General features: G+C 66.4%; 20 protein-coding genes. 14 read left to right on the forward strand and 6 right to left on the reverse strand.

What is annotated here, in order from left to right; genetic code table 11:
* Positions 1-82 precede the first annotated feature (82 nt).
* Both ACFQ2S_RS09520 and ACFQ2S_RS09525 read left to right on the forward strand, forming a co-directional pair.
* Positions 83-526 carry a type II toxin-antitoxin system RatA family toxin gene (locus ACFQ2S_RS09520; RefSeq protein WP_089231711.1) on the forward strand — a complete coding sequence of 148 codons (444 nt, stop codon included), beginning with the start codon at positions 83-85 and terminating at the stop codon, positions 524-526.
* Between the two features lie 91 nt (positions 527-617).
* Positions 618-1,061, forward strand: a complete 444-nt coding sequence (locus tag ACFQ2S_RS09525) for an EF-hand domain-containing protein (RefSeq protein ID WP_386074211.1) — start codon at positions 618-620, stop codon at positions 1,059-1,061.
* Between the two features lie 82 nt (positions 1,062-1,143).
* Here the strand turns inward: ACFQ2S_RS09525 and ACFQ2S_RS09530 are convergent, their stop codons facing one another.
* The 5 genes from ACFQ2S_RS09530 to ACFQ2S_RS09550 form a co-directional block, all read right to left on the reverse strand.
* Positions 1,144-3,015: a polysaccharide lyase family 7 protein gene (locus ACFQ2S_RS09530; protein WP_386074212.1), complete on the reverse strand. Its 1,872-nt coding sequence runs from the start codon at positions 3,013-3,015 to the stop codon at positions 1,144-1,146.
* A gap of 237 nt (positions 3,016-3,252) precedes the next feature.
* Positions 3,253-3,762 (reverse strand): CinA family protein, encoded by a 510-nt coding sequence (locus ACFQ2S_RS09535; RefSeq protein ID WP_386074312.1) that lies wholly within the window; start codon positions 3,760-3,762, stop codon positions 3,253-3,255.
* A 32-nt stretch (positions 3,763-3,794) separates the two neighbouring features.
* On the reverse strand, positions 3,795-4,283 hold the full coding sequence (locus ACFQ2S_RS09540) for a phosphatidylglycerophosphatase A (protein WP_386074213.1): 489 nt from the start codon (positions 4,281-4,283) through the stop codon (positions 3,795-3,797).
* A gap of 5 nt (positions 4,284-4,288) precedes the next feature.
* Positions 4,289-4,789, reverse strand: a complete 501-nt coding sequence (locus ACFQ2S_RS09545; RefSeq protein WP_386074215.1) for a phosphatidylglycerophosphatase A family protein — start codon at positions 4,787-4,789, stop codon at positions 4,289-4,291.
* Positions 4,786-5,967, reverse strand: coding sequence for a bifunctional 2-C-methyl-D-erythritol 4-phosphate cytidylyltransferase/2-C-methyl-D-erythritol 2,4-cyclodiphosphate synthase (locus tag ACFQ2S_RS09550; RefSeq protein WP_386074217.1), 1,182 nt, complete (start codon positions 5,965-5,967; stop codon positions 4,786-4,788). Before ACFQ2S_RS09550 ends, ACFQ2S_RS09545 begins: the two co-directional genes overlap by 4 nt.
* A gap of 191 nt (positions 5,968-6,158) precedes the next feature.
* Between ACFQ2S_RS09550 and dusB the strand changes: the two genes are divergently transcribed.
* The 9 genes from dusB (at position 6,159) to hflX (ending at position 18,139) form a co-directional block, all read left to right on the forward strand.
* Positions 6,159-7,133: a tRNA dihydrouridine synthase DusB gene (gene dusB, locus ACFQ2S_RS09555; protein ID WP_386074218.1), complete on the forward strand. Its 975-nt coding sequence runs from the start codon at positions 6,159-6,161 to the stop codon at positions 7,131-7,133.
* The gene (locus tag ACFQ2S_RS09560) at positions 7,133-8,224 is read left to right on the forward strand and encodes a two-component system sensor histidine kinase NtrB (RefSeq protein WP_386074220.1); all 1,092 of its coding nucleotides are present in this window, start codon (positions 7,133-7,135) and stop codon (positions 8,222-8,224) included. The genes dusB and ACFQ2S_RS09560 overlap by 1 nt, the downstream gene beginning before the upstream one ends.
* Positions 8,225-9,601, forward strand: a complete 1,377-nt coding sequence (locus tag ACFQ2S_RS09565; RefSeq protein ID WP_386074222.1) for a response regulator — start codon at positions 8,225-8,227, stop codon at positions 9,599-9,601.
* A 187-nt stretch (positions 9,602-9,788) separates the two neighbouring features.
* Positions 9,789-11,963 carry a sensor histidine kinase NtrY-like gene (locus ACFQ2S_RS09570; RefSeq protein ID WP_386074224.1) on the forward strand — a complete coding sequence of 725 codons (2,175 nt, stop codon included), beginning with the start codon at positions 9,789-9,791 and terminating at the stop codon, positions 11,961-11,963.
* A 23-nt stretch (positions 11,964-11,986) separates the two neighbouring features.
* Positions 11,987-13,399 (forward strand): nitrogen assimilation response regulator NtrX, encoded by a 1,413-nt coding sequence (gene ntrX / locus ACFQ2S_RS09575; RefSeq protein ID WP_386074226.1) that lies wholly within the window; start codon positions 11,987-11,989, stop codon positions 13,397-13,399.
* 141 nt (positions 13,400-13,540) lie between these two features.
* Complete coding sequence (trkA, locus tag ACFQ2S_RS09580; RefSeq protein ID WP_386074227.1) at positions 13,541-14,917, forward strand: Trk system potassium transporter TrkA; 1,377 nt, start codon at positions 13,541-13,543, stop codon at positions 14,915-14,917.
* Positions 14,918-14,930: 13 nt separating this feature from the next.
* Positions 14,931-16,451, forward strand: coding sequence for a TrkH family potassium uptake protein (locus tag ACFQ2S_RS09585; protein WP_386074229.1), 1,521 nt, complete (start codon positions 14,931-14,933; stop codon positions 16,449-16,451).
* Positions 16,452-16,613: 162 nt separating this feature from the next.
* Positions 16,614-16,847 carry an RNA chaperone Hfq gene (gene hfq, locus ACFQ2S_RS09590; RefSeq protein WP_089231689.1) on the forward strand — a complete coding sequence of 78 codons (234 nt, stop codon included), beginning with the start codon at positions 16,614-16,616 and terminating at the stop codon, positions 16,845-16,847.
* Entirely contained in the window at positions 16,844-18,139 is a 1,296-nt protein-coding gene (hflX, locus tag ACFQ2S_RS09595) for a GTPase HflX (RefSeq protein ID WP_386074313.1), read from the forward strand. The genes hfq and hflX overlap by 4 nt, the downstream gene beginning before the upstream one ends.
* 69 nt (positions 18,140-18,208) lie before the next feature.
* Here the strand turns inward: hflX and ACFQ2S_RS09600 are convergent, their stop codons facing one another.
* Positions 18,209-20,671 carry a penicillin acylase family protein gene (locus tag ACFQ2S_RS09600; RefSeq protein ID WP_386074231.1) on the reverse strand — a complete coding sequence of 821 codons (2,463 nt, stop codon included), beginning with the start codon at positions 20,669-20,671 and terminating at the stop codon, positions 18,209-18,211.
* A gap of 139 nt (positions 20,672-20,810) precedes the next feature.
* Between ACFQ2S_RS09600 and ACFQ2S_RS09605 the strand changes: the two genes are divergently transcribed.
* The 3 genes from ACFQ2S_RS09605 (at position 20,811) to ACFQ2S_RS09615 (ending at position 24,367) form a co-directional block, all read left to right on the forward strand.
* Positions 20,811-21,683: an NAD(P)-dependent oxidoreductase gene (locus ACFQ2S_RS09605; protein WP_386074233.1), complete on the forward strand. Its 873-nt coding sequence runs from the start codon at positions 20,811-20,813 to the stop codon at positions 21,681-21,683.
* A gap of 79 nt (positions 21,684-21,762) precedes the next feature.
* Positions 21,763-22,983 carry a hypothetical protein gene (locus ACFQ2S_RS09610; RefSeq protein WP_386074235.1) on the forward strand — a complete coding sequence of 407 codons (1,221 nt, stop codon included), beginning with the start codon at positions 21,763-21,765 and terminating at the stop codon, positions 22,981-22,983.
* Between the two features lies 1 nt (position 22,984).
* Positions 22,985-24,367 carry a cytochrome P450 gene (locus ACFQ2S_RS09615; protein WP_386074237.1) on the forward strand — a complete coding sequence of 461 codons (1,383 nt, stop codon included), beginning with the start codon at positions 22,985-22,987 and terminating at the stop codon, positions 24,365-24,367.
* Positions 24,368-24,370: the final 3 nt, after the last annotated feature.

The following is a 24,370-nucleotide window of genomic DNA, read 5'->3' on the forward strand; positions in this document are numbered from 1 at the left end:
GCTTCCCTTGATCTTGCCGACATTGTCTACGACATCTTGAACCTGACACGGGAACCAACCGACAGGGGCCAATCGCCGCACGATGCTCACCCATTCCGACAAGCGCGTCATGCCGTACACGGCACAACAGATGTACGACCTCGTGGCCGACATCCAGTCCTATCCGAAATTTCTTCCCTGGACCGCGGCGGCGCGGATCCGTGGGCGGCATCCGGAGGGGGACGTGATGATCGAGATCGCGGACCTCGTGATTTCGTTCAAGGTGTTCCGGGAGAAGTTCGGTACCCGCGTGACGCTGGACGAAAAGGCCGGCACGATCGTGAGCGAATATATCGACGGGCCGTTCAAGTTCCTGATCTCGAAATGGGCCTTCCGCGATGTCGAGGGCGGCTGCGAGGTGGATTACCACGTGGAGTTCGAATTCAAGAACAGGATCCTGCAGAAGGCCGCCGGCATGTTCTTCACCGAGGCGCAGAAGCAGATCATGGGCGCCTTCGAAAAGCGCGCAAAGGAACTCTACGGCTGAGGTCTGTCTGACGGGCGGAATATTTTCGACGGAACTCGGCTGCAAAATGCGTATCATGGATATGCATTCATGATGCGCAGGAGGCCATCCCATGAAACGCTTCGCACTCCCGACCCTTGTTCTCCTTCTCGCCGGCTCCGCGGCCGCCGCTCAACAGGCCGTGCCTGGCGCAGCGGCTATAGACCGCTGGGACGCCAACCGCGACGGCCGGGTTACGCTGGCGGAGGTCGAGAAAGGCCGCGCGGGACAGTTCGCGAGCCTTGACCGCAACGGCGATGGCGTCCTCTCGGTCGCCGAACTCGGGCGCAACAGCGCTCAGGGCAACCGCGGCGTCCAGCGCTACGCGCTCGACGGCAATGGCGACGGTGTCGTTTCACGGTCCGAATACGTGGCTGGGTCGAAATCCTGGCTGCAGAGGATGGACAGCGACAGCAATGGCGTGCTGACAACGGCCGATTTCGGGCGCCGGGGCGGTGGCAAGGGGCCCGGCAACTCTCAGGGAGCCGGGCAGGGCTATCGCTGGAACAACGGGTAAACCGAGGAACCGCGATCCGCGCATGAAAGGGCCCGCCGTGCAGGTCGCGCGGCGGGCCTTGTTTCGTGAGTGGACGGGACGGTCAGTGCTGCACGTCGAGCTTGTAGAAGGTCACCTGGTCCGCATCCCGCGACCCCGGCAGCGAGGTGTTGTTCTGCGAATAGGCGCCGGCCTTGAAATACATGAAGTCGTCGGAGACGTTGTAGCCGCTCTCGTACATGTCGTAGCTCGAGGTGACCTCGGTGCCGTCATCCCGGATGATCTTCACTTCCAGGATCGGATGGACCGCGCCGTCGATCTCCTTGCCCGAAACCTTGATCTCGTAGGAGAAGATCTCGTCAAGCGCGATGCCGTCGGCCGGGTTGTCGGCGTTGTCCTTGCGGGTGCCGATCATTTCGAACCACTTGTCATCCTCGCCCACCGGCTCGTGCGCATAGTAGATCGAGCCGAACTTGTGGTGCGGCAGCTTGCGATAATAGAGCCTTATCGGCTCGTCGTCCTTGGCGTGGATCTGGCCGATGATGACCCGACCGACCTTGCCGGTCTCGCCGGTCTTGGTCACCTGGTTGACCGCAAGCGTCGCGGTCATGACGCCGTCGACGCCGCCTGCCATTTCCTGCGCCTCCGCCGGGGCCGAGGAAAAGACCCAGCCGTTCTTGTTCGGGGTGCCATCGTCGTTGCGGGTCGAGATCGAGGTGTCGCCGGCCCGCATCATTTCGCGCAGCTCCGAGCGTGGATAGCTGGAGCCGGAGGTGGTCGTGCCGCCCGGGATCGAGCGGAACACCATGCCGCCGGTGGTGGGATCGGTGTAGAAAACCTCCGGATCGGTCCAGCCGGAGGTCAGCTCCTGTTCGTGGATCTCGTCCACCTTGCCGTCGCCGTCCTTGTCGTAGGGCACGGTGATCTTCCAGGCGGAGAGATCGAAGTTCTCCGACGGCGGAACGTCGTTGAACAGACCGTAAAGGCCCTTGTTGGAATAGGCGCCCACGTCCGAGCCGTCGCCGGTGGACTCGATCATGCCCATGCCGCAGCCGTAGGGCTGGATCTCGATGATCGAATTCCAGTCGTTCGATTCGTTGCCGAATCCGATGACCTTGACGTAGCGCGCCACCATGTCGTCGAAGTCGAACCGCTGGATTGCGGTGGTCTTGCCGGCCGATTCCGTCCGCGGGATCAGCGGCAGCCAGGTCTCGCCGTCCGGGGACGCGGCCATCTCGAAGAAGTTCTTGCGCTCGTGGCCCTTGTAGAAGGCGAGCCCGAGTTCCTTCAGCGTCTGCGGCATCCCGAGGTCGAGAATGATCTCGCGTCCGGCGCCCTGGGCGGACCATCGGGAATCGACGATGAACTCGTGGTCGATGGCCAGCTCCGGCGCGTAGTCCTTGTCGTAATCGCCCTCCGCCGACACCGAGACGACGCGCAGCTGGCTCATCTCCTCGCAGGCGTCTGGCAGGGTGGTGTATTCGCGCGGCCCCTTCGCCGCTTCTTCCGCTGCCGCAAGGGCCGGACCGGAGATCGCCACCAGCTCGAAATCGTCAAAGCGGCCTTCCGCGCCGCCCCAGCCGCCAAAGACGCGGCCGTCGATATCGGAGGAGGTGCTGAAGGGCACGCTCAGCGGCACCCAGGTGTTGCCGTCGCCCTCGGAGGCGGCGGTGTGCTCCTGGCCGGCGACTTCGATACCGATGACGCCCGGGCCGCGCACGTATGCCTTCAGCTCGTATTCGGAATCCGGGTAGAGCGTGATCGCCTGCTCGAAATGCCCGGTTTCCTTGCTGATCTTGCCCGCTTTCGCCCCGCTGTTGAAATCGCCGGAGATCGAGGTCGCGTCCTTGTTCGGATCGACATCCGTCCAGCCGCCCCAACCGGATTCGAAGCCCGGGTTGGTCAGCGTCTGGGCCATCGCCGCACTCGCCAGAACCGACAGCGCGACACTGCTCAAAAGCCAGATTCGTCTCATGGTATCCTCCCGAAAGCCACCTGCTCAGGCCCTCCCGCCGAGCATTCCGAATTTGAAAATATTTGTAAAAACGACCTGAAGGTTTGTAAACAGTTGATATCTTACCGGACGCAGCGGAAGCCACAGAATTCTTGCGGCGGGCTGTCGCATGGCTTTAAAATGACTTTATTACAAGAGGTTGGGCCTCGCAGCCTTGCATGCCAGAAGTGGGGCCAGTTCCGGGCCCGAGGTGGCAGCTCAGGGGCGGGGCGGCGCGATCCGTTCGGGCGGCAGAGGGGCGTCTTCGAGCGCGCCGATCAGCAGTTCCAGCGCGTGGTTCACCGTGTATTGCCGCACCGCCGTCCGTCCGAGGGCGCCGAAATCGACCGTCTTGGCGACCGTGGCGTGCCCCTTGCGGGCCAGGCCGAAACAGACGCGGCCCTCGGGCTTTTGTTCGCTGCCGCCGGGGCCTGCGATGCCGGTGACAGACACGGCAAGGTCGGCCTCCGAGCGGATCAGGGCGCCGGCGGCCATTTCGCGCGCCACCGCTTCCGAGACCGCACCGAACGTATCGAGGCTCTGCTCGGAGACGCCAAGAAGCTGCCGCTTGGCGGCGTTGGAATAGGTCACGAAACCCCGGTCGAAGATGTCCGAGGAGCCGGGTATCTCTGTGATCGCGCCGGCGATCAAGCCGCCGGTGCAGCTCTCGGCGGTCGCCACGACAAGGCCACGGGCGCGGGCACGGGCGAGCAGGGTCTCGGCGCTCACGGTGGTGAGATCGGCGATCCGGATCAGGTCGGTCACGGCATGGCTCCGCTTCTGGCGATCAGCGCTGCCATCATGCCGATCGCGAGCAGCAGCGTCAGGGTCGCGGCGATCAGGTCGTCGGCGAGCTGGAGCAGTGGGCGGGAGCTGGCGCCCATGCGTCGCAGCGGGCCGGCGAGGATCAGGTTGTAGATCACCAGCGGCAGCCCGAGCGCCAGCAACCCCGTCTGACCGAGTTCGGTGGTGGCGATTCCGATGAACGGGAGAACCGGCGCCGCGGCGAGCCAGATGCCGGTGAAACGGTCGAGCACGATCTGCCGCGGCGGCGTGCCGGCCGCGAGCGCGCGCGGCACGCTGAGCATCGCCAGCGTCAGCAGCAGCGCCCAGACGACGATCAGCGCCCTCGGCGCCTCGACCAGGCTGTGCATCCCGATGGCCGCAGCAAGGCCAGCAACCGTCGCAAGGAGGCCGCCGACCACGGGCAACCGTCCGAGCGGACCGAGGGTCGCGAGTTGGACCAGCACGGCGCTCATCCCATAAGCCAGGTGTGGGAGATGAAGGCGGCGACCGAGACCACTAGCGCGGCAAGGAAGCCCGCGATCACGTCGTCCAGCAGCACGCCCGCAGGCCCGTGCCGGCGGTCTGCCCAGCCAACGGGCCCCGGTTTCCAGACGTCGAACAGACGGAACATGACGAAGGCGCCGATCCAGCCGGGATAGGGAAAGACTTGCGGATCCACACCGGCATGCCAGAGTCCGGCCGAGAGCGGCCAGAGCGCGATCCACATGCCGATGAGTTCGTCGATCACGATCTCGGAGGGGTCGGGGTGGCCGACCGCCTGGCTGTGTACCGCCGTCGCCCACCAGCCGATGGCGAGCGCGGCGAGGGTGGCAATCAGCAGCAGCGGAAAGCCACCCAGCACATGCAGCCCATAGGCCAGCGGGATCGCGGCCAGCGAGCCCCAGGTGCCGGGCGCGGGGCGCAGCAGGCCGACCCCGAAGACGGTGGCAACGAAGCGCGCGGGGGTCATGCCGAGACCAGCGCGGCGGTGGCGATCGCGGCGATGCCTTCCTCGCGTCCGGTGAAGCCGAGCCGCTCGGAGGTCGTCGCCTTGACGCTGATCCTTCCGGCCTCGAGCCCCATGATCGCGGCGAGGGCTTCGCGCATCGCCTCGGCATGGGGGCCGATCTTGGGGCGCTCGCAGACCAGCGTGCAGTCGACATTGGCGATCCGGTACCCGCGCTCGGCGACCCGGCCGACCGCGTGGCGCAGGAAGATCTCGCTCGCGGCGCCCTTCCACTGCGGATCGCTTGGCGGGAAGTGCTGCCCGATATCACCCTCGGCCAGCGCGCCGTAGAGCGCATCGGTGATCGCGTGCATGCCGACATCGGCATCCGAATGGCCTTGCAGTCCACGCGGATGCGGCACCTCGACGCCGCAGAGCACCACGTGGCCTCCCGGCCCGAAGCGGTGCACGTCGTAGCCGTTGCCCAGCCTCACATCCATCGGCATTCCTTTCGCCAGCATCCGTTCGGCACGGGCAAAGCAGCCCGGCAATGTGACCTTGATATTGTCTTCGTGCCCCTCGACGATCGCAACGTCCAGCCCGGCCAACAACGCGACCTCCACGTCATCGGCGGCGCCGCCGGGATGGGCGGCATGGGCGGCCCGGATCGCGGTGAGGTCGAATCCCTGCGGCGTCTGCGCCCGGAAGAGGCCGTCGCGCGGGGTCGGGGCCAGAACGCGGCCGTCCTCGCCCCGCCAGAGCGCGTCCGTCACCGTCAGCGCGGGCGCCGCGCCGGGGTGGGTTTCCAACGCCGCGAGCACCCGGTCGATCACCGCATCCGGCACCAGGGGTCGGGCACCGTCGTGGATCAGGACGTGGGTGATGTCCCGGGGCAGGGCGTCCAGCCCGGCCCGTACGGAGGCATCGCGGCTGGCGCCACCCGGGGTGCGTGCCACATCTTCGGGCAGGGCCGAAGCCGCCAGCGCGTCATCCTTGGCCCCGATCACCACCAGAAGGCTGTGAACGCCGGGGTGGGCGCGAAAACGCTCGACCGTATGCGCCAGTACAGATTTTCCCGCAATAACCTGATATTGCTTGGGAATATCTCCGCCGGCCCTCGTGCCGCGACCGGCGGCGACGATCAGTGCCGCGACCTTTCTGGAAGGGGCCGGGGAAGCGGATGGCAATGAGGGCTCTGTCATGGCTTCCGTCTAATCGGTGACTGAAGGCAGGGCAACGGGCAAGCCGACCGGGCGGAAGTTCGCCTGTTTTTTGTGCAATGTTCGTTTGGCGGTCATATTGATGTGCTCTTCAGCTTGGAACCGGCCCCAGCTTCGCTATACGACGATTTGACTGCACAAGGATTGAGCAATTGACGGTTTGCTTTGCAAACTTGACCCTGACACCCCCGGTTCTTCTCGCGCCACTCGCGGGCATCACTGACCTGCCGTTCCGGCAGCTCGTGGCCCGCTTCGGCGCGGGGCTCGTGGTGTCCGAGATGGTTGCCAGCCAGGAGATGGTGCAGGCCAAGCCCGGGGTTCGAGAGAAGGCGGAGCTGGGTTTTGGCGAGGCCAACACCTCGGTGCAGCTCGCCGGGCGCGAGGCGCACTGGATGGCCGAAGCGGCGCGGATGGTCGAGGCCAACGGCGCGGCGCTGATCGACATCAACATGGGCTGCCCGGCGAAGAAGGTGACGAGCGCCAGCGGGGCCGGGGCCTCCGGTTCGGCGCTGATGCGCGATCTTGACCACGCGCTTTCGCTGATCGAAGCGGTGGTCGGCGCGGTGTCGATCCCGGTGACGCTCAAGACCCGGCTCGGCTGGGACCATGACTGCCTGAACGCGGCCGAACTGGCCCGGCGGGCCGAAGGCGCGGGGGTGCAGATGGTGACGATCCACGGTCGCACCCGCCAGCAATTCTACAAGGGACGTGCGGACTGGGGCGCAATCGCCGCGGTGAAACAGGCGGTTTCGATCCCGGTCATCGCCAATGGCGACATCGTCGACGTGGCCACCGCCCGCTCCGCGCTGGCCCAATCCGGCGCCGATGGCGTGATGGTCGGCCGCGGGGCACAGGGCCGTCCGTGGCGGCTGGCCGAGATCGCAGCGGGCCTGTTCGGCACGCCCGCGCCCGAGGTGCCGCGGGGGCGGGCACTGGCCGAGATGGTCGGCGCGCATGTCGAGGCGATGCTGTCGTTCTACGGTCCGGTGCTGGGCAACCGCATGGCCCGCAAGCACCTTGGCTGGTACCTCGATCATGCCGGTGACCCTGCCGGGCTGCGCCGCCGTCTCCAAACAGAAACCGATAACGAAGAGGTTCAACGGCTGGTGCTGCAAGCCTTCGACACTGACGCCCGGGAGGCCGCATGATGCCGGGCTCCGGAGTAATCTGGGCGTCGCTTCCCATTCCTGCGCTGGTTCTCGACCCGCAGGACCGGATCACCGCCATCAATCCGGCCGCCGAGCTGTTCCTGAACAAGACGATCAAGGGGCTGGAAGGCGAGCTGGTCTATGACCGGCTGGTGATCGATGCGCCGATCGAGGAAGCGCTGGCGCGGGTCCGCAAGAACCGTTCGCCGCTGTTCATCAACGACGTGGACGTGGGCACCGGCGAGCGCGCTCCGGTGGAGTGCAACCTGCAGATCGCCCCGATCAGCAACGACACCAACCGGCTGCTGTTCCTCGTTTCCCCGCGCGAGATCGCCGGGCGTCTGGGCCGCTCCATTTCGGCCGACAAGGCGGCGAAATCCGCCATCGGCATGGCGGAGATGCTGGCGCACGAGATCAAGAACCCGCTCGCCGGCATCACCGGGGCGGCGCAGCTGCTGTCGATGAATCTGTCCAAGGAAGACCTGGAACTGACGGACCTGATCGTCGCGGAGAGCCGGCGCATCGTGAAGCTACTGGACCAGGTCGAGCAGTTCGGCAATTTGCGCCCACCGCAGGCGAAGCCGGTCAATATTCACGACGTGCTCGACCGTGCCCGCAAGTCGGCGATCATCAGCTATGCTGCCCACATGGCAATCAAGGAGGATTACGACCCCTCCCTGCCGCCCGCCTATGGCGACAGCGACCAGTTGCTGCAGGTGTTCCTGAACCTGCTGAAGAACGCCGCCCAGGCCTCCGGCACCGAAAGCGGCACGATCACCCTACGGACCTTCTACGAGCCCAGCCTCCGGGTCCGCCGCAAGGGGGAACAGGCTTTCCGCGTGCCGTTGCAGGTCGAGGTCATAGACAGCGGCCCCGGGCTACCGCCCGACATCGCCGACGAGATCTTCGAGCCCTTCGTGTCCGGCCGCGAAAACGGGACCGGGCTCGGGCTGGCGCTTGTGAGCAAGATCATCGCTGAGCACAGGGGCTGGATATCGGTCGATTCCGTGCCGGGGCGCACGGTATTCCGGATCTCTCTTCCGATCGCCCCCAAACACATCCAGCAGGATTCTGACAAGGAGACCCCATAGATGGACGGCACCGTTCTTGTCGCCGACGACGACCGCACGATCCGCACCGTACTGACCCAGGCGCTGACCCGCGCCGGCTGCAAGGTGCACGCAACCTCGTCCCTCGTCACGCTCATGCGATGGGTCGAGGAGGGCAAGGGCGACCTCGTGATCTCCGACGTCATCATGCCCGACGGCAACGGGCTCGACACCCTGCCCAAGATCGCCGAGGAACGGCCCGGCCTGCCGGTGATCGTGATCTCGGCGCAGAACACGATCATGACGGCGATCCAGGCGGCGGAGGCGGATGCCTACGACTACCTGCCCAAGCCCTTCGACCTGCCGGATCTGATGAAGCGTGCCTCCAAGGCACTGGAGACCAAGCGCCGGGTGCAGCAGACACGACCAGTGGCCGAGGAACGGCCCTCTGGCGGCACCGAGGATCTGCCGCTGGTGGGCCGCACACCGGTGATGCAGGCGCTTTATCGGCTGGTGGCGCGGGTGATGAACACCGATCTCGCGGTGCTGATCACCGGCGAATCCGGCACCGGCAAATCGCTGATCGCTCGCGCGATCCACGATTTCTCCGACCGCCGTACGCTGCCATTCGTGGTGGCCGGAGCGGAGGAGCTGTCGACGCTCGACGGCCCGGCGGCGATCCTGTCGCGAGCGCGCGGCGGTTCGGTTCTGTTCGACGAGGTCAGCGACCTCGACTCCGACACCCAGGGCCGGATCGTGCGGATGCTGGACGCGCTTTCCGACACGGCGCCACGCGTCATGGCGACTTGCCAGGGCGACCTGATGCGGCAGATGGAGGCCGGGAATTTCCGGCAAGACCTGTTCTACCGGTTGAGCGGCGTCACACTCACCGTGCCGAGCCTGCGGGAGCGGGTGGACGACATCCCGCTGCTGGCCGAGCACTTCCTCGCCCGCGCCGAACGTGACGGCGTTGGCACGCGGCGGTTCTCCGGCTCCGCGATGGACCTTATCCGCGCCTATTCCTGGCCGGGCAACGTGCGGCAACTCGAAAACACCATCCGCCGGCTTGTCGTGACCTCGCCGGAAGAGGAGATCGGCCGCAGCGAGGTCGAGATGGTGCTGGGCAACCAGCCCGAGATCGAGCCGCTGGTCGGCGGGGGCGACGGCGAGAAGCTTTCGGCCTCCGTGGCCAAGCACCTGCGGCGCTATTTCGACCTGCACGGCGGAGTCTTGCCGCCCCCGGGCCTGTACCAGCGCATCCTTAAGGAAGTGGAAATACCGCTTATCGAGATCGCGCTGGACGCAACCGGCGGAAATCAGGCGAAATGCGCCGATCTTCTCGGCATCAACCGCAATACCTTGCGCAAGAAGATCACCGACCTCGATATTCGCGTGACACGACGCCGCAAGTTGATGTAAAACCGCAACAGAGCCGTGGCATCGGGGGCACGCCCTCCGGAACGATCACGGGATATGGCGGTCACGTCACCGGGTCAAACCAGATCTGGGTGGCGCAAACATCACGAGGCGAAGCTTGGCAGGCGTTCTCTCGCGGCTGAATTTGGAGTCCTTCGCAGAGCTCAGGCGCTCGCGAACGGTGCAGACCATGGCCACCCTGGCCCTGGTTGTGCTTGGCCCTTTGCTCGTGGTCTGGACCTTCTTGCTGATGGGTCCGCTGGGGCAGGGGGCCGGATCTCCCGGCTTGCGCCTCATTCTGCTTGTTGATCTCGTGTATATCCTCGTCGTGGCGGCCCTCGTGCTCCGTCGCGTCGCGGCGATGTTCGGTGCCCGGCGCAAGGATTCCGCAGGCTCCAAGCTGCACCTCCGACTCACCGGCGTCTTCGCGCTGATAGCCCTTATTCCCGCGGTTCTGGTCGCGATCTTCGCCGGGCTGACGATCAACATCGGCCTTGAAGGCTGGTTTTCGGACCGGGTGCGGAACGTGGTGGGCGCATCGCTTTCCGCGGCCGAGGCCTACGAGGGCGAACACCTGCGGGACCTGCGCCAAGACGCTCAGGGCCTTGCCAACTATCTCGATGCGGCCGGTGGGGTCGGCCTGGGTCTCACGGATGGCGAGGTCCGGCAACTGCTGACTCAGGGGCAGGCTCAGGTTCAGCGGGGCCTGCGCGAAGCCTATGTAATCGACTCCACGGGCCAGCTGCGCTCGCGGGGCGAACGATCCTACCTCTTCGACTACGAACAACCCTCCGTCGAGGAGATTGCCCGCGCCGAGGCCGGCGAGATCGTGGTGATCGAGGACTGGGACATCAACGAGTTCCGCGCGCTGGTGAAGCTCGACGCCTTCGCCGACCGCTATCTTTACGTCAGCCGCGATGTCGACGGCGATATCCTGTCGCTGCTCGACGAAACCCAGGAATCGATCCGGCTCTACAACCAGCTGGAGGACGAGCGCGGGCGGATCCTGTTCGAATTCTCGCTGCTCTATCTCGGGTTCGCGGTGATCCTGATACTGGCTGCGATCTGGCTTGGCCTGTGGTTTGCCGAACGTCTGTCGCGGCCGATCGGGCGGCTGGCCGCTGCGGCGGAAAAGGTCGGCAAGGGCGATCTTTCGGTGCAGGTCCGCGAGGAATCCAGCGACGACGAGATCGCCACGCTGGGACGGATGTTCAACCAGATGACCCGCCAGCTCGAGGCGCAGCGCTCGACCCTTCTGGAGACCAACGCCCAGATCGAGGCGCGCCGCCGCCTGTTCGAGACCGTGCTGACCTCGATCACGGCGGGGGTTATCGGCCTCGACCCGGACGGGCGGGTGGATTTCATGAACCCCGCCGCGGTGAACCTGCTGCGACTCGACCCGGAAGCCGGCGACCACCACGAGGCAATTGCCAAGGCGGTCCCGGAATTCGCAGGGTTGCTCGCGCGCCTGCGCAACGATGAGCGCACCGTCACCCAGCAGGAGATCCGCCTGACCCGCGACGGCAAGGTCGAGAACCTGCTGGTCCGGCTGGCCGAACGCCGCTCGGTGGAGGGCGAGCTCGAGGGCTATGTGGTCGCCTTCGACGACGTGACCGAGCTGGTCTCGGCGCAGAGGATGGCCGCCTGGGGCGACGTGGCGCGGCGGATCGCGCACGAGATCAAGAACCCGCTGACCCCGATCCAGCTCTCGGCCGGACGGCTCCAGCGCAAGTTCTCGCGCAAGCTAGATGCCGAGGATGCCGAGGCGCTGACCTCGATGACCGACGTGATCGTTCGCCAGACCGAGGATCTGCGCCGCATCGTCGATGAATTCTCCAAGTTCGCCCGTATGCCCGAGCCCGACCGGCGTCAGTCCGACCTGACGCGGCTGGTTCGCGATGCGGTGACACTTCAGAAACAGCAGCTCGGCAAGACTCTGAGCTGGGATCTTCCCGAGGCGCCGACACCGGCGCTGGTCGACGAGACGATGATTGGCCAAGCGCTCACCAATCTCATCAAGAACGGCGGAGAGGCCATTGAAAGTCTTGAGGAAGCGGGCGCTCCGGATGGCTTTGTGCCGGAGGTGCGGGTGAGCCTTGAGACCGGTGGAGGACATGCCGTGATCCGTATCGCTGACAACGGCATCGGCCTGCCGGAGGATCGCAGCCGGCTGTTCGAGCCCTATGTCACGACGCGGGCCAAGGGCACCGGGCTCGGTCTGCCGATCGTGAAGAAGATCATCGAGGAACACGGCGGCACGCTCGAATTGCTCGACGCGCCGACGTTTGAAGGCAACGCGCACCACGGTGCGCTGGCAGAAATCAGGTTGCCGTGCGCAGCCACGCTCGACCAGGCGGCCGAGTGAAACAATTGAGGGAGTACAGGAATATGGGCGACATACTTATTACTGACGACGAACGCGATATCCGCGAGCTGATTGGCGATATCCTGCGCGACGAGGGGTTCTCGGTCCGGCTGGCCGCGAACTCCGAGGAATGCATGGGCGCCATCGAGCAGGAACCGCCGGCGCTGATGATCCTCGACATCTGGCTGAAGGACAGCAAGATGGACGGGATCGACATCCTCAAGGCGGTGAAACGCGACCGGCCCGAGATTCCGGTGGTCATCATCTCGGGGCATGGCAACATCGAGATCGCTGTCGCCGCGATCAAGCAGGGCGCTTACGATTTCATCGAAAAACCGTTTAATATAGACCAGTTGCTGGTCGTCATTCGACGCGCCATGGAAACCTCGCGGCTGCGGCGCGAAAACTCCGAACTGCGCCGCAAGGACGTGACCACCTCCGAGATGATCGGCTCCAGCGCCGCTTTCAAGGCGCTCAGGGCCCAGCTTGACAAGGTGACCCGCTCCAACGGCCGCGTGATGCTGACCGGGCCGGCCGGGTCGGGCAAGGAAGTCGCCGCGCGTTACATCCACGCGAATTCCAACCGCGCCAACGCGCCCTTCATTTCTGTCAACTCGGCGTCGATCGAGCCGGAACGGATGGAAGAGGTGCTGTTCGGCCGCGAGGCGGGCGACCGCGGCGTCGAGCCGGGCTTGCTGGAAGAGGCGAACGGCGGCGTGCTCTATTTCGACGAGATCGCCGACATGCCTCTCGGCACACAATCCAAGATCCTGCGGGTGCTTGTCGACCAGCAATTCCAGCGGGTGGGCGGCTCCGACAAGGTGCGTGTCGATATCCGGGTGATTTCCTCGACCAATCGCAACCTGCAGGACGAGATCGACGCCGGCAACTTCCGCCAGGAACTCTTTCACCGGCTGAACGTGGTGCCGATCCGGGTGCCTGGCCTCGACGAACGGCGCGAGGACATCCCCGAACTGGCGCGGCACTTTATCGAGAACCTGAACGCCACCCAGGGTCTGCCGGTGCGAGAACTGAGCGATGAGGCGGAGGCGTTACTGCAGACGATGCACCTGCCGGGCAACGTCCGCCAGCTCAAGAACGTGATCGAGCGGGTGCTGATCCTGGGCGACTCGGGGGAATTGATAGGGGTGCGCGAGCTCGAAGGCGCCGAACGGGGCGAGGCGGATGAAGGGCGCGTCGTTCTCTCTGGCGCGCTTGCCACGCTGCCTCTGCGCGAGGCGCGCGAGCTTTTCGAGCGGGAATACCTGCTGACCCAGATCAACAGGTTCGGCGGAAACATCAGCCGCACGGCAACTTTCGTCGGCATGGAGCGCTCGGCGCTGCACCGCAAGCTGAAGTCGCTTGGCGTGGTCACATCCTCAAAGGCCGGCACGCGCGTTGCCCATGTGGAGGAGGCCTCTCAGGCGGCTGAGTGAGGTCCGATCTTACCTGCCGCCGGATGGTCCCCAGGGAGCACCGGCGGCCGGGTTCATCGCCGGGCGGTGTCGCGAGGCGTTGACGCTCCCTCCGGGCTCTGCCATCCCTGTGCCAACCGCATGAGGCAACAGGCTGGAGCGATGAAAGTCATCATCTGTGGGGCAGGGCAGGTCGGCTGGCAGATCGCCCGGCACCTTTCCAGCGAGCAGAACGACGTTACCGTCGTCGACAACAACCCCGATCTTGTTCGCAGGGCCACCGATACGCTCGATGTCAGCGGGATCGCAGGATTTGCAAGCTATCCCGACGTGCTCGACCGCGCCGGCGCGCGCGACGCCGACATGGTGATCGCCGCGACCCATTCCGACGAGGTCAACATGGTCACCTGCCAGGTGGCCCACTCGGTCTTCGGCGTGACGCGAAAGATCGCGCGGCTCCGGGCTCAATCCTATCTCGAGGCGATCTACCGCGATCTCTACAAGCGGGATCACCTGCCGATCGACGTGGTGATCAGCCCGGAGAAGGAGGTCGCCGAGGCCGCGCTCCAGCGGATCGCTGCGCCGACGACCTTCGACACGGAGAGTTTCCTTGATGGGCGCGTTCAGCTCCTCGGTATCCAGCTCGACGAGGATTGCCCGGTCCTGAACACGCCGCTCCGGCAGCTGACCGACCTGTTCTCGACCCTGCGCGCGGTCGTGGTGGGCATCCGCCGCGAAGGCACGCTGTTTGCGCCCGAACCGAACGACCAGCTCTTCGCGCAGGACCAGGTCTACGTGGTTTCCGTCTCCGAGGATGTGAACCGCACGCTGGAGATCTTCGGCAAACCCACGCACCGGCAGGAGCGGGTGGTAATCATCGGGGCCGGCAACGTCGGGCTCGCGGTCGCCAAGGCGCTGGAGAAGGGCCAGACCCGGATCCGCGCCCGGGTGATTGAACGCAACCGCTCCCAGGCCGAACGCGCCGCCGACGCGCTGGAGCGCACCATCGTTCTGCATGGAGACGGGATGGATTCGGAGGTGCTGGCGGAGGCGAGCATCGACCGCGCGGATGCCGTCGTCTGCGTGACCGACGACGACAAGGTGAACCTGCTCGCGGCCGTGCGCGCCAAGTCCGCCGGGTGCAAGATGGCGATCGCGCTGGTCAACGACCCGACGCTGGTGAGCCTGATGGAGCCGCTCGACATCGACGCCTACGTCAACCCGCGGGCCACCACGGTCAGCTCGATCCTGCGCCACATCCGGCACGGCCGGGTCCGCAGCGTCTATTCGATCGGCGATGCGGAAGCCGAGATGATCGAGGCGCAGGTGCTGTCGACCTCGCCGATCTCGGGCCGCGTCATCAGCGAGATCGAGTTCCCCGAGGGCGCGCTCGTTGGCGCGATCAAGCGGGGCGACGAGATCCTGAAGCCGCGTGGGACGACTCGGATTCTCGAAGGCGATATCGTGATGATCTTTGCCATGGCAGACGACGTGCGCGAGGTGGAGCAGTTGCTGCAGGTCTCCATCGACTTCTTCTGAGCCGCCCCGGACGATGGCCCGCCTTCTCGAACTCCCACTGATCGTGCTCCTCATGGGCATCGGCGCGTTGGCAATGCTGGTGCCCGCGATCCACGGGATCGCGATCGAGGATTACCGGGTGGCGCATGTCTTCGGCCAGTCGGCGGCGCTCTTCTTCTTTCTGACCGCAATCATTGCGCTTGCGATGGCGAACCACCGCTCCCGCAGCCTGGTGCGCAGCCACCTCGCGGCATTGGTGGCGGCCTACACGCTGCTGCCGCTGATGCTGGCGGTGCCGTTCCAGCAGGTCGTGCAGTCGACGACCTACATGAACGCCTGGGTGGAGATGGTCTCGTCGCTCACCACCACCGGCGCCACGCTCTTCGAAGCCTCTCGGCTGCCGGACCCATTGCACCTGTGGCGGGCCCTGGTCGGATGGATGGGCGGGTTCCTGTTCTGGGTGGCTGCCTACGCGCTGATGGCTTCGATGAACCTCGGCGGGTTCGAGGTGATCTCGGCCGCGCGGCTCGGGGCCGGCGCACGGCCCGGCCGGCGGGGAACGGGCTTTGAGGCGAATGCCCCGCGCGAACGCCTCTGGCGCTACACCCGGCAACTCCTGCCCATCTACACCGGCCTGACGCTCGTGCTCTGGATCGGCCTGCTGGCGCTCGGCGAGGCTCCGCTGGCCGCGATCTGCCACGCGATGTCGACGCTCGCCACCAGCGGCATCAGCCCGCTCGGGAGCATGGAGCAGTCGCAGGCCGGCACGGCGGGCGAGGCGCTGATTTTCCTCTTCTTCGCCTTCGCGATCACCCGGCTGACCTTCACCGGCTCGCTCAGCAAACGGGGGCTGCAGGCCATCGCGGCAGACCCGGAGGCGCGGATCGGCGCGGCGCTGGTCATCCTGGTGCCAAGTTTCCTGTTCCTGCGCCACTGGATCGGCGCCTACGAGGTCAATACGATCGACGCGCTGCCTTCCGCCATCGACGTGCTCTGGGGCTCGACCTTCAGCGTGCTGTCGTTCCTGTCGACCACCGGGTTCGTCAGCGCCGACTGGGACATCGCCAGCGCCTGGTCGGGGCTCCAGACGCCGGGGCTGGTGCTGCTTGGGCTCGCGCTGATCGGCGGCGGCGTCGGGACAACGGCGGGCGGCGTGAAACTGCTTCGGGTCTACGCGCTCTACAAGCATTCCGAGCGCGAGCTGGAACGGCTCGTCTATCCGCACTCGGTCGGCGGCGCCGGCGCTGCCGCGCGGGGCATCCGCACTCAGGGGGCCTATGTTGCCTGGATCTTCTTCATGCTCTTCGCGGTTTCCTTTGCCGCGGTGTCGATGGCGCTGTCAGCCAGCGGCGCGAATTTCGAGCAGTCGATGGTGATGGCGGTGGCCGCGCTCTCCACCACCGGTCCGGCGGGGCACGTGGTGCTGGATCATCCGGTCAGCTACGCGGCGCTGAACGATCCTGGAAAGGTGATACTCGCGTTCGCCATGGCGCTCGGCCGGCTGGAGACGCTGGCCCTTCTGGCGCTCTTCAATCCGCAGTTCTGGCGCAGATGAGGCGTGAGAGATTGCCGCAGGTGCGAAATACCTTTGAGGGTTATGCGGGATCGGGGCTGGAATCTGCCGCGCTCCCATATAATAGTGAGTCGCGAAGGGTGGGTTGTCGCCCGGAATCGAAAGATGGCGATCCGCTAACTATAACAATACAAGGCAAGAATAATGGCTGCAGATAAGCAGAACTTGCAGGATGCATTCCTTAATCACGTCCGGAAGACAAAGGTCCCCGTGACGATTTTCCTGATAAACGGAGTCAAGCTGCAAGGCGTGATCACCTGGTTCGACAATTTCTGCGTGCTGCTGCGCCGCGACGGACAGTCGCAGCTCGTCTACAAGCACGCGATCTCCACGATCATGCCGTCCCAGCCCATCAATCTCTACGAAGGTGACGACTGACCCAGCCCGCCGGCGGGGAAGGGGCGCGTTCCGGACCGGATGAACGCGCGCTCGTCCTGCATCCCGATATCCAGTCCGACCAGCACCGGCGCCCCGCGGCGTCCGGCTTGGCCGAAGCCATCGCCCTGGCAGAGGCTCTGCCGGGGCTTGATGTCGTGCGCGGCGCCGTCGTGCCGGTGCGGATGCCGCAGCCCGGCACGCTGTTCGGCACCGGCAAGCTCGAGGAACTCAAGCAGCAGATCAAGGCTGAGGAGATCGGCCTGGTCCTGATCGACGGCCCGGTGACGCCGGTCCAGCAGCGCAACCTCGAGAAGGAATGGGGCGTCAAACTGCTCGACCGCACCGGCCTGATCCTCGAGATCTTCGCCGATCGCGCCGCCACCCGAGAGGGTGTGCTGCAGGTCGAACTGGCCGCGCTCAGCTACCAACGCACCCGCCTTGTCCGCGCCTGGACCCACCTGGAGCGCCAGCGCGGCGGACTAGGCTTTGTCGGCGGCCCCGGCGAAACCCAGATCGAGGCCGACCGGCGCGCCATCGACGAGGCGATTACCCGGATCCGCCGTCAACTCGGCAAGGTGGTCAAGACCCGCGCCCTGCACCGCGCTTCCCGCGCCAAGGTGCCGTTCCCGGTGGTGGCGCTGGTGGGCTACACCAACGCCGGCAAGTCGACGCTGTTCAACCGCCTGACCGGGGCGGAGGTGCTGGCCAAGGACATGCTCTTCGCCACGCTGGACCCGACGATGCGGGCGGTGAAGCTGACGACCGGACAGAAGGTGATCCTGTCGGACACGGTGGGCTTCATCTCCGACCTGCCGACCCAGCTCGTCGCCGCCTTCCGCGCCACGCTGGAAGAGGTCCTCTCCGCCGACCTGATCATCCACGTGCGCGACATCAGCCACGTCGAAACAGAGGCCCAGGCGCGGGACGTCGAGGCGATCCTGCAGGACCTCGGCGTCACCGAGGACACGCCCCGGATCGAGGTCTGGAACAAGATAGACCTGGTGCCGGCCGGGAGCCGGGAGGCGGTGGAGACCCTCGCCGCCCGCCGGCCGGAGGTGCACACGCTGTCGGCCTGGACGGGCGAAGGGCTCGACGTGCTGGTCGAGGCCGTCACCGAGGCGCTGGACGGCATCCGGAGCGACGACACCGTGCGGCTCGCCTTCTCCGACGGGCGCAAGCACGCCTGGCTGCACGAAAACCGCCTTGTGACATCCGAGCGGCAGGATGACAGCGGCTGGGATATCGAGGTCCGCTGGACCGCCCGCCAGAAAGACACCTTCGAGCGGCTCTGAGCCGCTCCTTTCATCCTTTTTCGAGATACCTAGGGAGCGAGAGGGGCTGACCTCTCGCTTCCTGCGGGCTCAGCGCGGCTCCAGCATCGTCGTGCCAACGGCGCCGGCCCGCGCCAGCTCGGGGTTCAGCGACATCGGGATGTATTCGCCGCGCCGCCATCGCTCCCCGAGGTCGTCGTAATGCCGGCTCAGCGGGTGCCCCGACTGGCCGGTCGCGGTCACGAAGACCGAGGCGTCGGGATCGGCGAAATCATAGACCCCGCGATAACCGGCGGCATGAACGTTGTCGAACGGGTTCGGGCCGGTTCCGGCGGTCAGCGCCCGTTGCAGCGTGTTGTCGCCGCCCGAGGTCGACTGATGGATGTTGACGAACCAGCGCAGCACCGGAATGTCGCCAAGGATCAGGTGATCGTGGCGTGCCTGGTGCGCGTCGCCCCATCTCAGGCTCTCCAGCGCCGTGCCATAGCGCTCCCCGATCCAGAGCAGCGCCTCGTCCAGAGCAATGCGGGCGGTGTCGGCGCAGGTTTCGGTGATCGTCGACTGCTGGATGTCGCACCAGGCCGAGGCGCCGTCGATGTCGCGGAAGACCCGTTCGATGAAGATTGGGTCCGGATGAGGAAACTCGCTTTCCAACTGACCGATCTCGTCAACGATGAGCTTGTGCTGCAGCTGTCTCAGCCAGGCGGCGTAGATCAGGGGCTCCGGCAGGTGCTCGTTCATCTCGCCATTCCAGTTGGCGAGCAGCTCAAGCGCGACCTGACGCTGGCGTTCCGGCGTGCCGTCCTCGGCCGCCTCGCCGGTGTACCACAGCTCGCGCGCGATCAGCGGCAGCAGGGAGCGGGCGGTGACGGACACGGTGTCGAGCTGGGCCGCGATGAAGCTCTCGCGGGTGTGGACCTCGCGCTCGGCCATCAGCTTGCGCCAGCGCTGGATCCGCTGCGTGTCGCCCCAGACAAAACTCACATGATCGGGGAAGGGCGCCTCGGTGGTGCGGTTGTTGGTGTTGCCGACGATGCCCGAAGCCGGCGAGATCCGGCGCGGGTTGCTGTTGTAGGGTTTCCGGCCACGCCAGATGTTCTCGGGCATCCAGCCAAGCGAGGGCATACGGCCCTGGCTGTAATGCGCCGGATCGCGGTCGGGTATGGCGCCGAAGACCTGCAGCCCGACGGTATCGCCGTCGGCCAGGACGACGTTGAGCGCGGGGGCGATGAAATCCCGTCCGGCTTCGACCGCCTCGGCCACGCTGGACGCCCGCATCAGCCGCATCGCCGCGCTGAGCGAGGTATCGGCAGCGTCGAGACCGGTCCAGGAGAGGGAGGCCACATGTCTGGCCGGCGTCACCTGGTCGAGGTCGAAATGACTGCGTGGCAGGACCGGGCCATTGTCGGACCAGCGCAGGGTGATTGTCACCGGCGCCTCCTCGGCGACCCGGATGATCGAGCGTTCGGTGCGGAAGTCCTTCCAGCCGTTCGGTGTGCGGTACTGCTGGGTGTTGGCGGGGTTCAGCTCCTCCATGTGGAGGTCCTGATCGTCCGCGTAGGCCACGGCGATGCCCCAGGCGAGCCGGTCGGAGCGACCCGAGAGCACGATCGGCATGCCAGGAATCGTGCCGCCGATCACGCCGACGGAAGAGAGTTCCAGCCGGGCGAGATACCAGATCGAGGGCGCAGTCAGCTTCAGGTGCGGGTCGTTGGCGAGCAGCGCGGCGCCTGCCGCCGCGCGTTCCGGCGCCGCAGCCCAGGCATTGGACGCCCCGGCGAAGGCGGCCGGTCCGACCGGCGAAAGCGGATCGGGCTGCCAGGTGGAGGCGCGGGCATGGCGAGGCAGGTCGGGAAAGAGCGCGCCGTAATCGGCGGGCAACGTGCCTTCAAGGCCGGCGGGCACATCGGGCATCAGGTCGATCAGGCGCTCGGAGGGCAGCAACAGCGAGGCCCGGGCACGCAGGATCTCGTTCTGCATGTGGGCGGTCATGTCGAGCGCCATGAGTTTCGCGATGGCGATGGAATCGGCCGGCTGCCAGGGCGCGATCTCCGGCGAGAACAGGAAGAACTCGGGCGCGCCGCGGCCGAGAGCCTCGCTGTTCACCGTTTCGATCCAGGCGTTCACCCCGGCGGCATAGGCCCGCAGCGCGCTCTGTGTGTCGGCGTCCTGCGCCTCGACCGACGCGCTGGCGAGGCGGTAGATGTCCAACCGCCGCATCAGCTCGTCAGTCTGCACGGTGCGCGCGCCAAAGAGCTCCGACAGCCGTCCTTGCGCGGTCCGGCGCAGCAGCGTCATCTGCCAGAGACGATCCTGGGCATGGACGAATCCAAGGCCAAAGAAGCTGTCCTCGTCGGTCTGGCCGAGAATATGGGGCACGTTGGCATTGTCGCGCACGATCTCCACCGGGGCCGAGAGTCCCTTCAGCCGGTAGCTCGCGTTGTAATCCGGCAATGAGCCCGCCGCGAAGTAATAGGCGAGCGATGCCGCCCCCGTGATCAGCACGACAAGCACCATGAACAGCCGCAGCGTCCAGCGGAAAAGCCCTTCCATTCTGCCCCTTTCTATTGACCGCCGCGACAAGCCGGGTAGGTCTTTGGTGAACCTAAAGCGCCAGTTCGGCGGTTGGAACCGCTTTTGCGGTGCCATCGCGCGGGACCGGCGGAGGCACAAGCCTGACGAAAGGGAAAACATGGCAAAGGTTGCGTTTCTGGGGCTGGGGGTGATGGGCTATCCGATGGCCGGACACCTCGTGAAGGCTGGTCACACGGTGACGGTCTACAACCGAACCGCCGGGAAAGCGGAGGCCTGGGCGGAGGCGCATGGCGGCTCGGTGGCGCCGACCCCGGCCGCGGCCGCGGCCGGTCAGGATTTCGTGATGTCCTGCGTCGGCAACGACGAAGACCTGCGCGAGGTCTGCGCGGGCGAGGCCGGGGCGCTGGCCGCGATGCAGCCGGGCTCGGTCTTCGTCGATCACACCACGGTCTCGGCCAAGGTCACGCGCGAGATGGCGGCCCTGGCCGACAGCCATCAGGTGAGCTTCGTCGATGCGCCGGTTTCGGGAGGCCAGGCCGGCGCCGAGAACGGCCAGCTCTCGGTGATGTGCGGCGGCGACGCCGGCGCCTACCAGCGGGCCGAGCCGGTCATCGCGGCCTATGCCAAGATCTGCCGGCGGCTGGGCGAGAGCGGCGCGGGCCAGATGACCAAGATGGCCAACCAGATCGCCATCGCCGGGCTGGTACAGGGGCTGAGCGAGGCGCTGCATTTCGCAGAGAAGGCCGGGCTCGACGGCCGCGCTGTGGTCGAGGTGATCAGCCAGGGCGCCGCCGGTTCCTGGCAGATGTCCAACCGCTACGAGACCATGCTGGACGACAAGTTCGAGCACGGTTTCGCCGTCGACTGGATGCGCAAGGATCTGAACATCTGCCTGTCGACCGCCGACGAGACCGGCGCCAGCCTGCCGGTGACCGCGCTGGTCGACCAGTTCTACAAGGATGTGCAGAAGATGGGTGGCGGGCGTTGGGACACGTCGTCGCTGTTCAAGCGGCTGCGGCGGATGGGCTGAGGGGCAGGGGGCGCTGCCCCCGCCGCCACCGGCGGGGCCGGTGGCGACTCCCCCGGTATATTTTTGGACAGAAGAAGAGATGGGCCAGAGCCTTGATCCAGCGGCAGGCGGCCCGGTGCGGCGGCGGCGGGTGATCTATGTGCCCGGCTACGATCCCTTCCATGCTCGGCGCTATCGTGAACTCTACCGCAAGGAGGCGCAGGCGCAGGCCGAAATCTCGGGCTACGAGATCGCCATTGCCGGACGGGGCGGTGACCCCTACGGCTGGTCGGTGTGGGCCCGCATCGAGGGTACGGAGGTCGAGAGCGAGATCTCGGTGCTCGGCTGGTCCGACATCGTCAAGGCCTCGATGGACCGCGGGCTGGTCCAGACCTATCTGCAGGCGCTGCGTACGTTGCGCATCTATGTCAGGTCGGGGGCGCTTGGCGGCGTCCTGCGGCTACGCAAGGGGCCGGCCATCGCGGCGATCTATCCGCTGGTGGTTCTGATCCTGCAACTGCTGGTCGCGCTGGTCTTTGCCGCGGCGGTCGGCTGGGCGATCGCCCGCGTGGCGCCGGGGGGACTCGGGCTGGCCGGCCTGGCGGTGGTGCCGCCGGTGCTCACCTGGTTCGCCCGGCACGACAATCTCGTCCTCGCCCGCTACCTCATGCACAACTACGCCTTCTCGGCCAAGTTCGGCGGCGCGAACCCGCCGGAGTTGGAGACGCGGATGGCCGAGTTCGCGGACGTGGTGGAGGCGGCGTGCCGAAGCGACGTCGACGAGGTGCTGGTGGTGGGCCATTCCTCCGGCGCCCATCTCGCGGTGTCGATCCTGGCCGATCTGATCCGGCAGGGGCGGGTGGCGGCGACGCGTCCGGCGCTGTCGCTGCTGACCCTGGGCGAGGTGATCCCGATGGTGTCCTTCCTGCCCACGGCGGATCGGTTGCGGGCGGACCTGCATTTCCTCTCGGCCAGCGAGGCGCTCGTCTGGGTCGATGTCACCGCGCCCGGGGACGGCTGTGCCTTCGCACTCTGCGATCCTGCGGCTGTCAGCGGGGTGGCGCCGGACGGGCAACGCTGGCCGCTGATCCTGTCGGCGGCCTTCAGCCAGACGCTGAGCCCGGAGCGCTGGAGGGCGTTGCGCTGGCGGTTCTTCCGGCTGCATTTCCAGTATCTCTGCGCCTTCGACCAACCGGGCGATTACGACTATTTCCGCATCACCGCAGGGCCACAGACGCTCGGGGCGAGGTTCGCCCACAGGACCCCGTCGGCGGGCGCGATCCGGCGGCCGGTGTCGCGGCAAAGATCCATGGCGGCCTGAGATGACCGACGCGTTGCCCCCCAAGCCGACCGCCCGGGCCGACCGGGTCTCGTTGCTGCGCTACCTGCGCCTCTTTCGCGAGGACATTCTGTCTGCCCAGCCGCAGCGGCTCTACCGTGCGTGGATGGCGGAGTTCCGGACGCCGTTCTTCCGCAGCTTTCTCGTCAACCAGCCCGACCTGGTGAAGACGGTGCTGAACGTAAGGCCGGAGGATTTTCCCAAGTCCGACCGGCTTCGGGAGGGGCTGGCGCCGCTCTTGGGCAACAGCGTCTTCGTCACCAACGGCGCGACCTGGGAGCGGCAGCGGCGGATCATCGACCCGGCCTTCGAGGGGGGGCGGCTGCGCGAGGCCTTCCCGGCGATGCTGGCGGCGGCCGAGGCGGCGGTGGACCGGCTCGCCGTGCGGGCCGACGGACAGCCGGTGGAAATCGAGGCCGAGGCGAGCCATGCGGCGGCGGATGTGATCTTTCGCACCCTGTTCTCGATCCCGATCGAGCACGAGGTCGCTGCCGAGGTGTTCGGAGAGTTCCGCGCTTTCCAGCGGAGCCAGCCGCTGGTCAATCTCGCGGCCTTCCTGCCTCTGCCGCGCTGGCTGCCGCGGCCACATGGCACCCGGGCCCGGCGCAGCGCGTCGCGCATTCGTCAGCTGATTTCGCGGCTGACCGAAGAGCGAATGGCCAGCATAAGGGCAGGCACCGCGCCCGACGACCTTGCGACCAAGATCATGACCACGCCGGACCCGGAGACGGGAAGACCGTTCGACACCGGGGAGATGGTCGACCAGGTGGCGATCTTCTTTCTGGCAGGACACGAGACATCGGCCTCCGCGCTGGCATGGGCGCTCTACCTGCTGGCGGAGTTCCCGGAGGTGCAGGCGCGCGTCGCGGCGGAGGTCGAAGCGCTTGGCGCGGGAAGTCTCGGTTTTTCAGACCTTTCCCGCCTGAGCTTCACACGGGATGTGTTCCGCGAAGCACTGCGGCTCTATCCGCCGGTGCCGATGATGGTGCGCCAGGCCACGCGGCTGGAGCAATTCCGCGACCGGGCGGTGCCGACCGGCAGCCAGATCGTACTTTCGCCCTGGCACCTCCATCGGCACACCCGGATCTGGGAGAATCCAGATAGCTTCGACCCGGACCGCTGGAAGACGGAGGACGGTCGGCGGTGCCAGCGCGACGCCTTCATCCCGTTCTCTTCCGGCCCGCGGGTCTGCCCGGGCGCGGGGTTCGCGATGATCGAGGGAGTGTTGCTGTTGGCGCTTCTGGTGGACCGTTTCAGGTATGAAACCGTCGCCGAGCGAGTGCCGGTGCCACAAGCGCAACTCACCGTAAGGGCGCGGGACGGGATCTGGCTGCGCCTGCACGAGCGACGCCACGCAAGTCTCTGAAAA

Source organism: Tropicimonas aquimaris, assembly GCF_042676185.1.
Taxonomy (GTDB): Bacteria; Pseudomonadota; Alphaproteobacteria; order Rhodobacterales; family Rhodobacteraceae; genus Tropicimonas; species Tropicimonas aquimaris.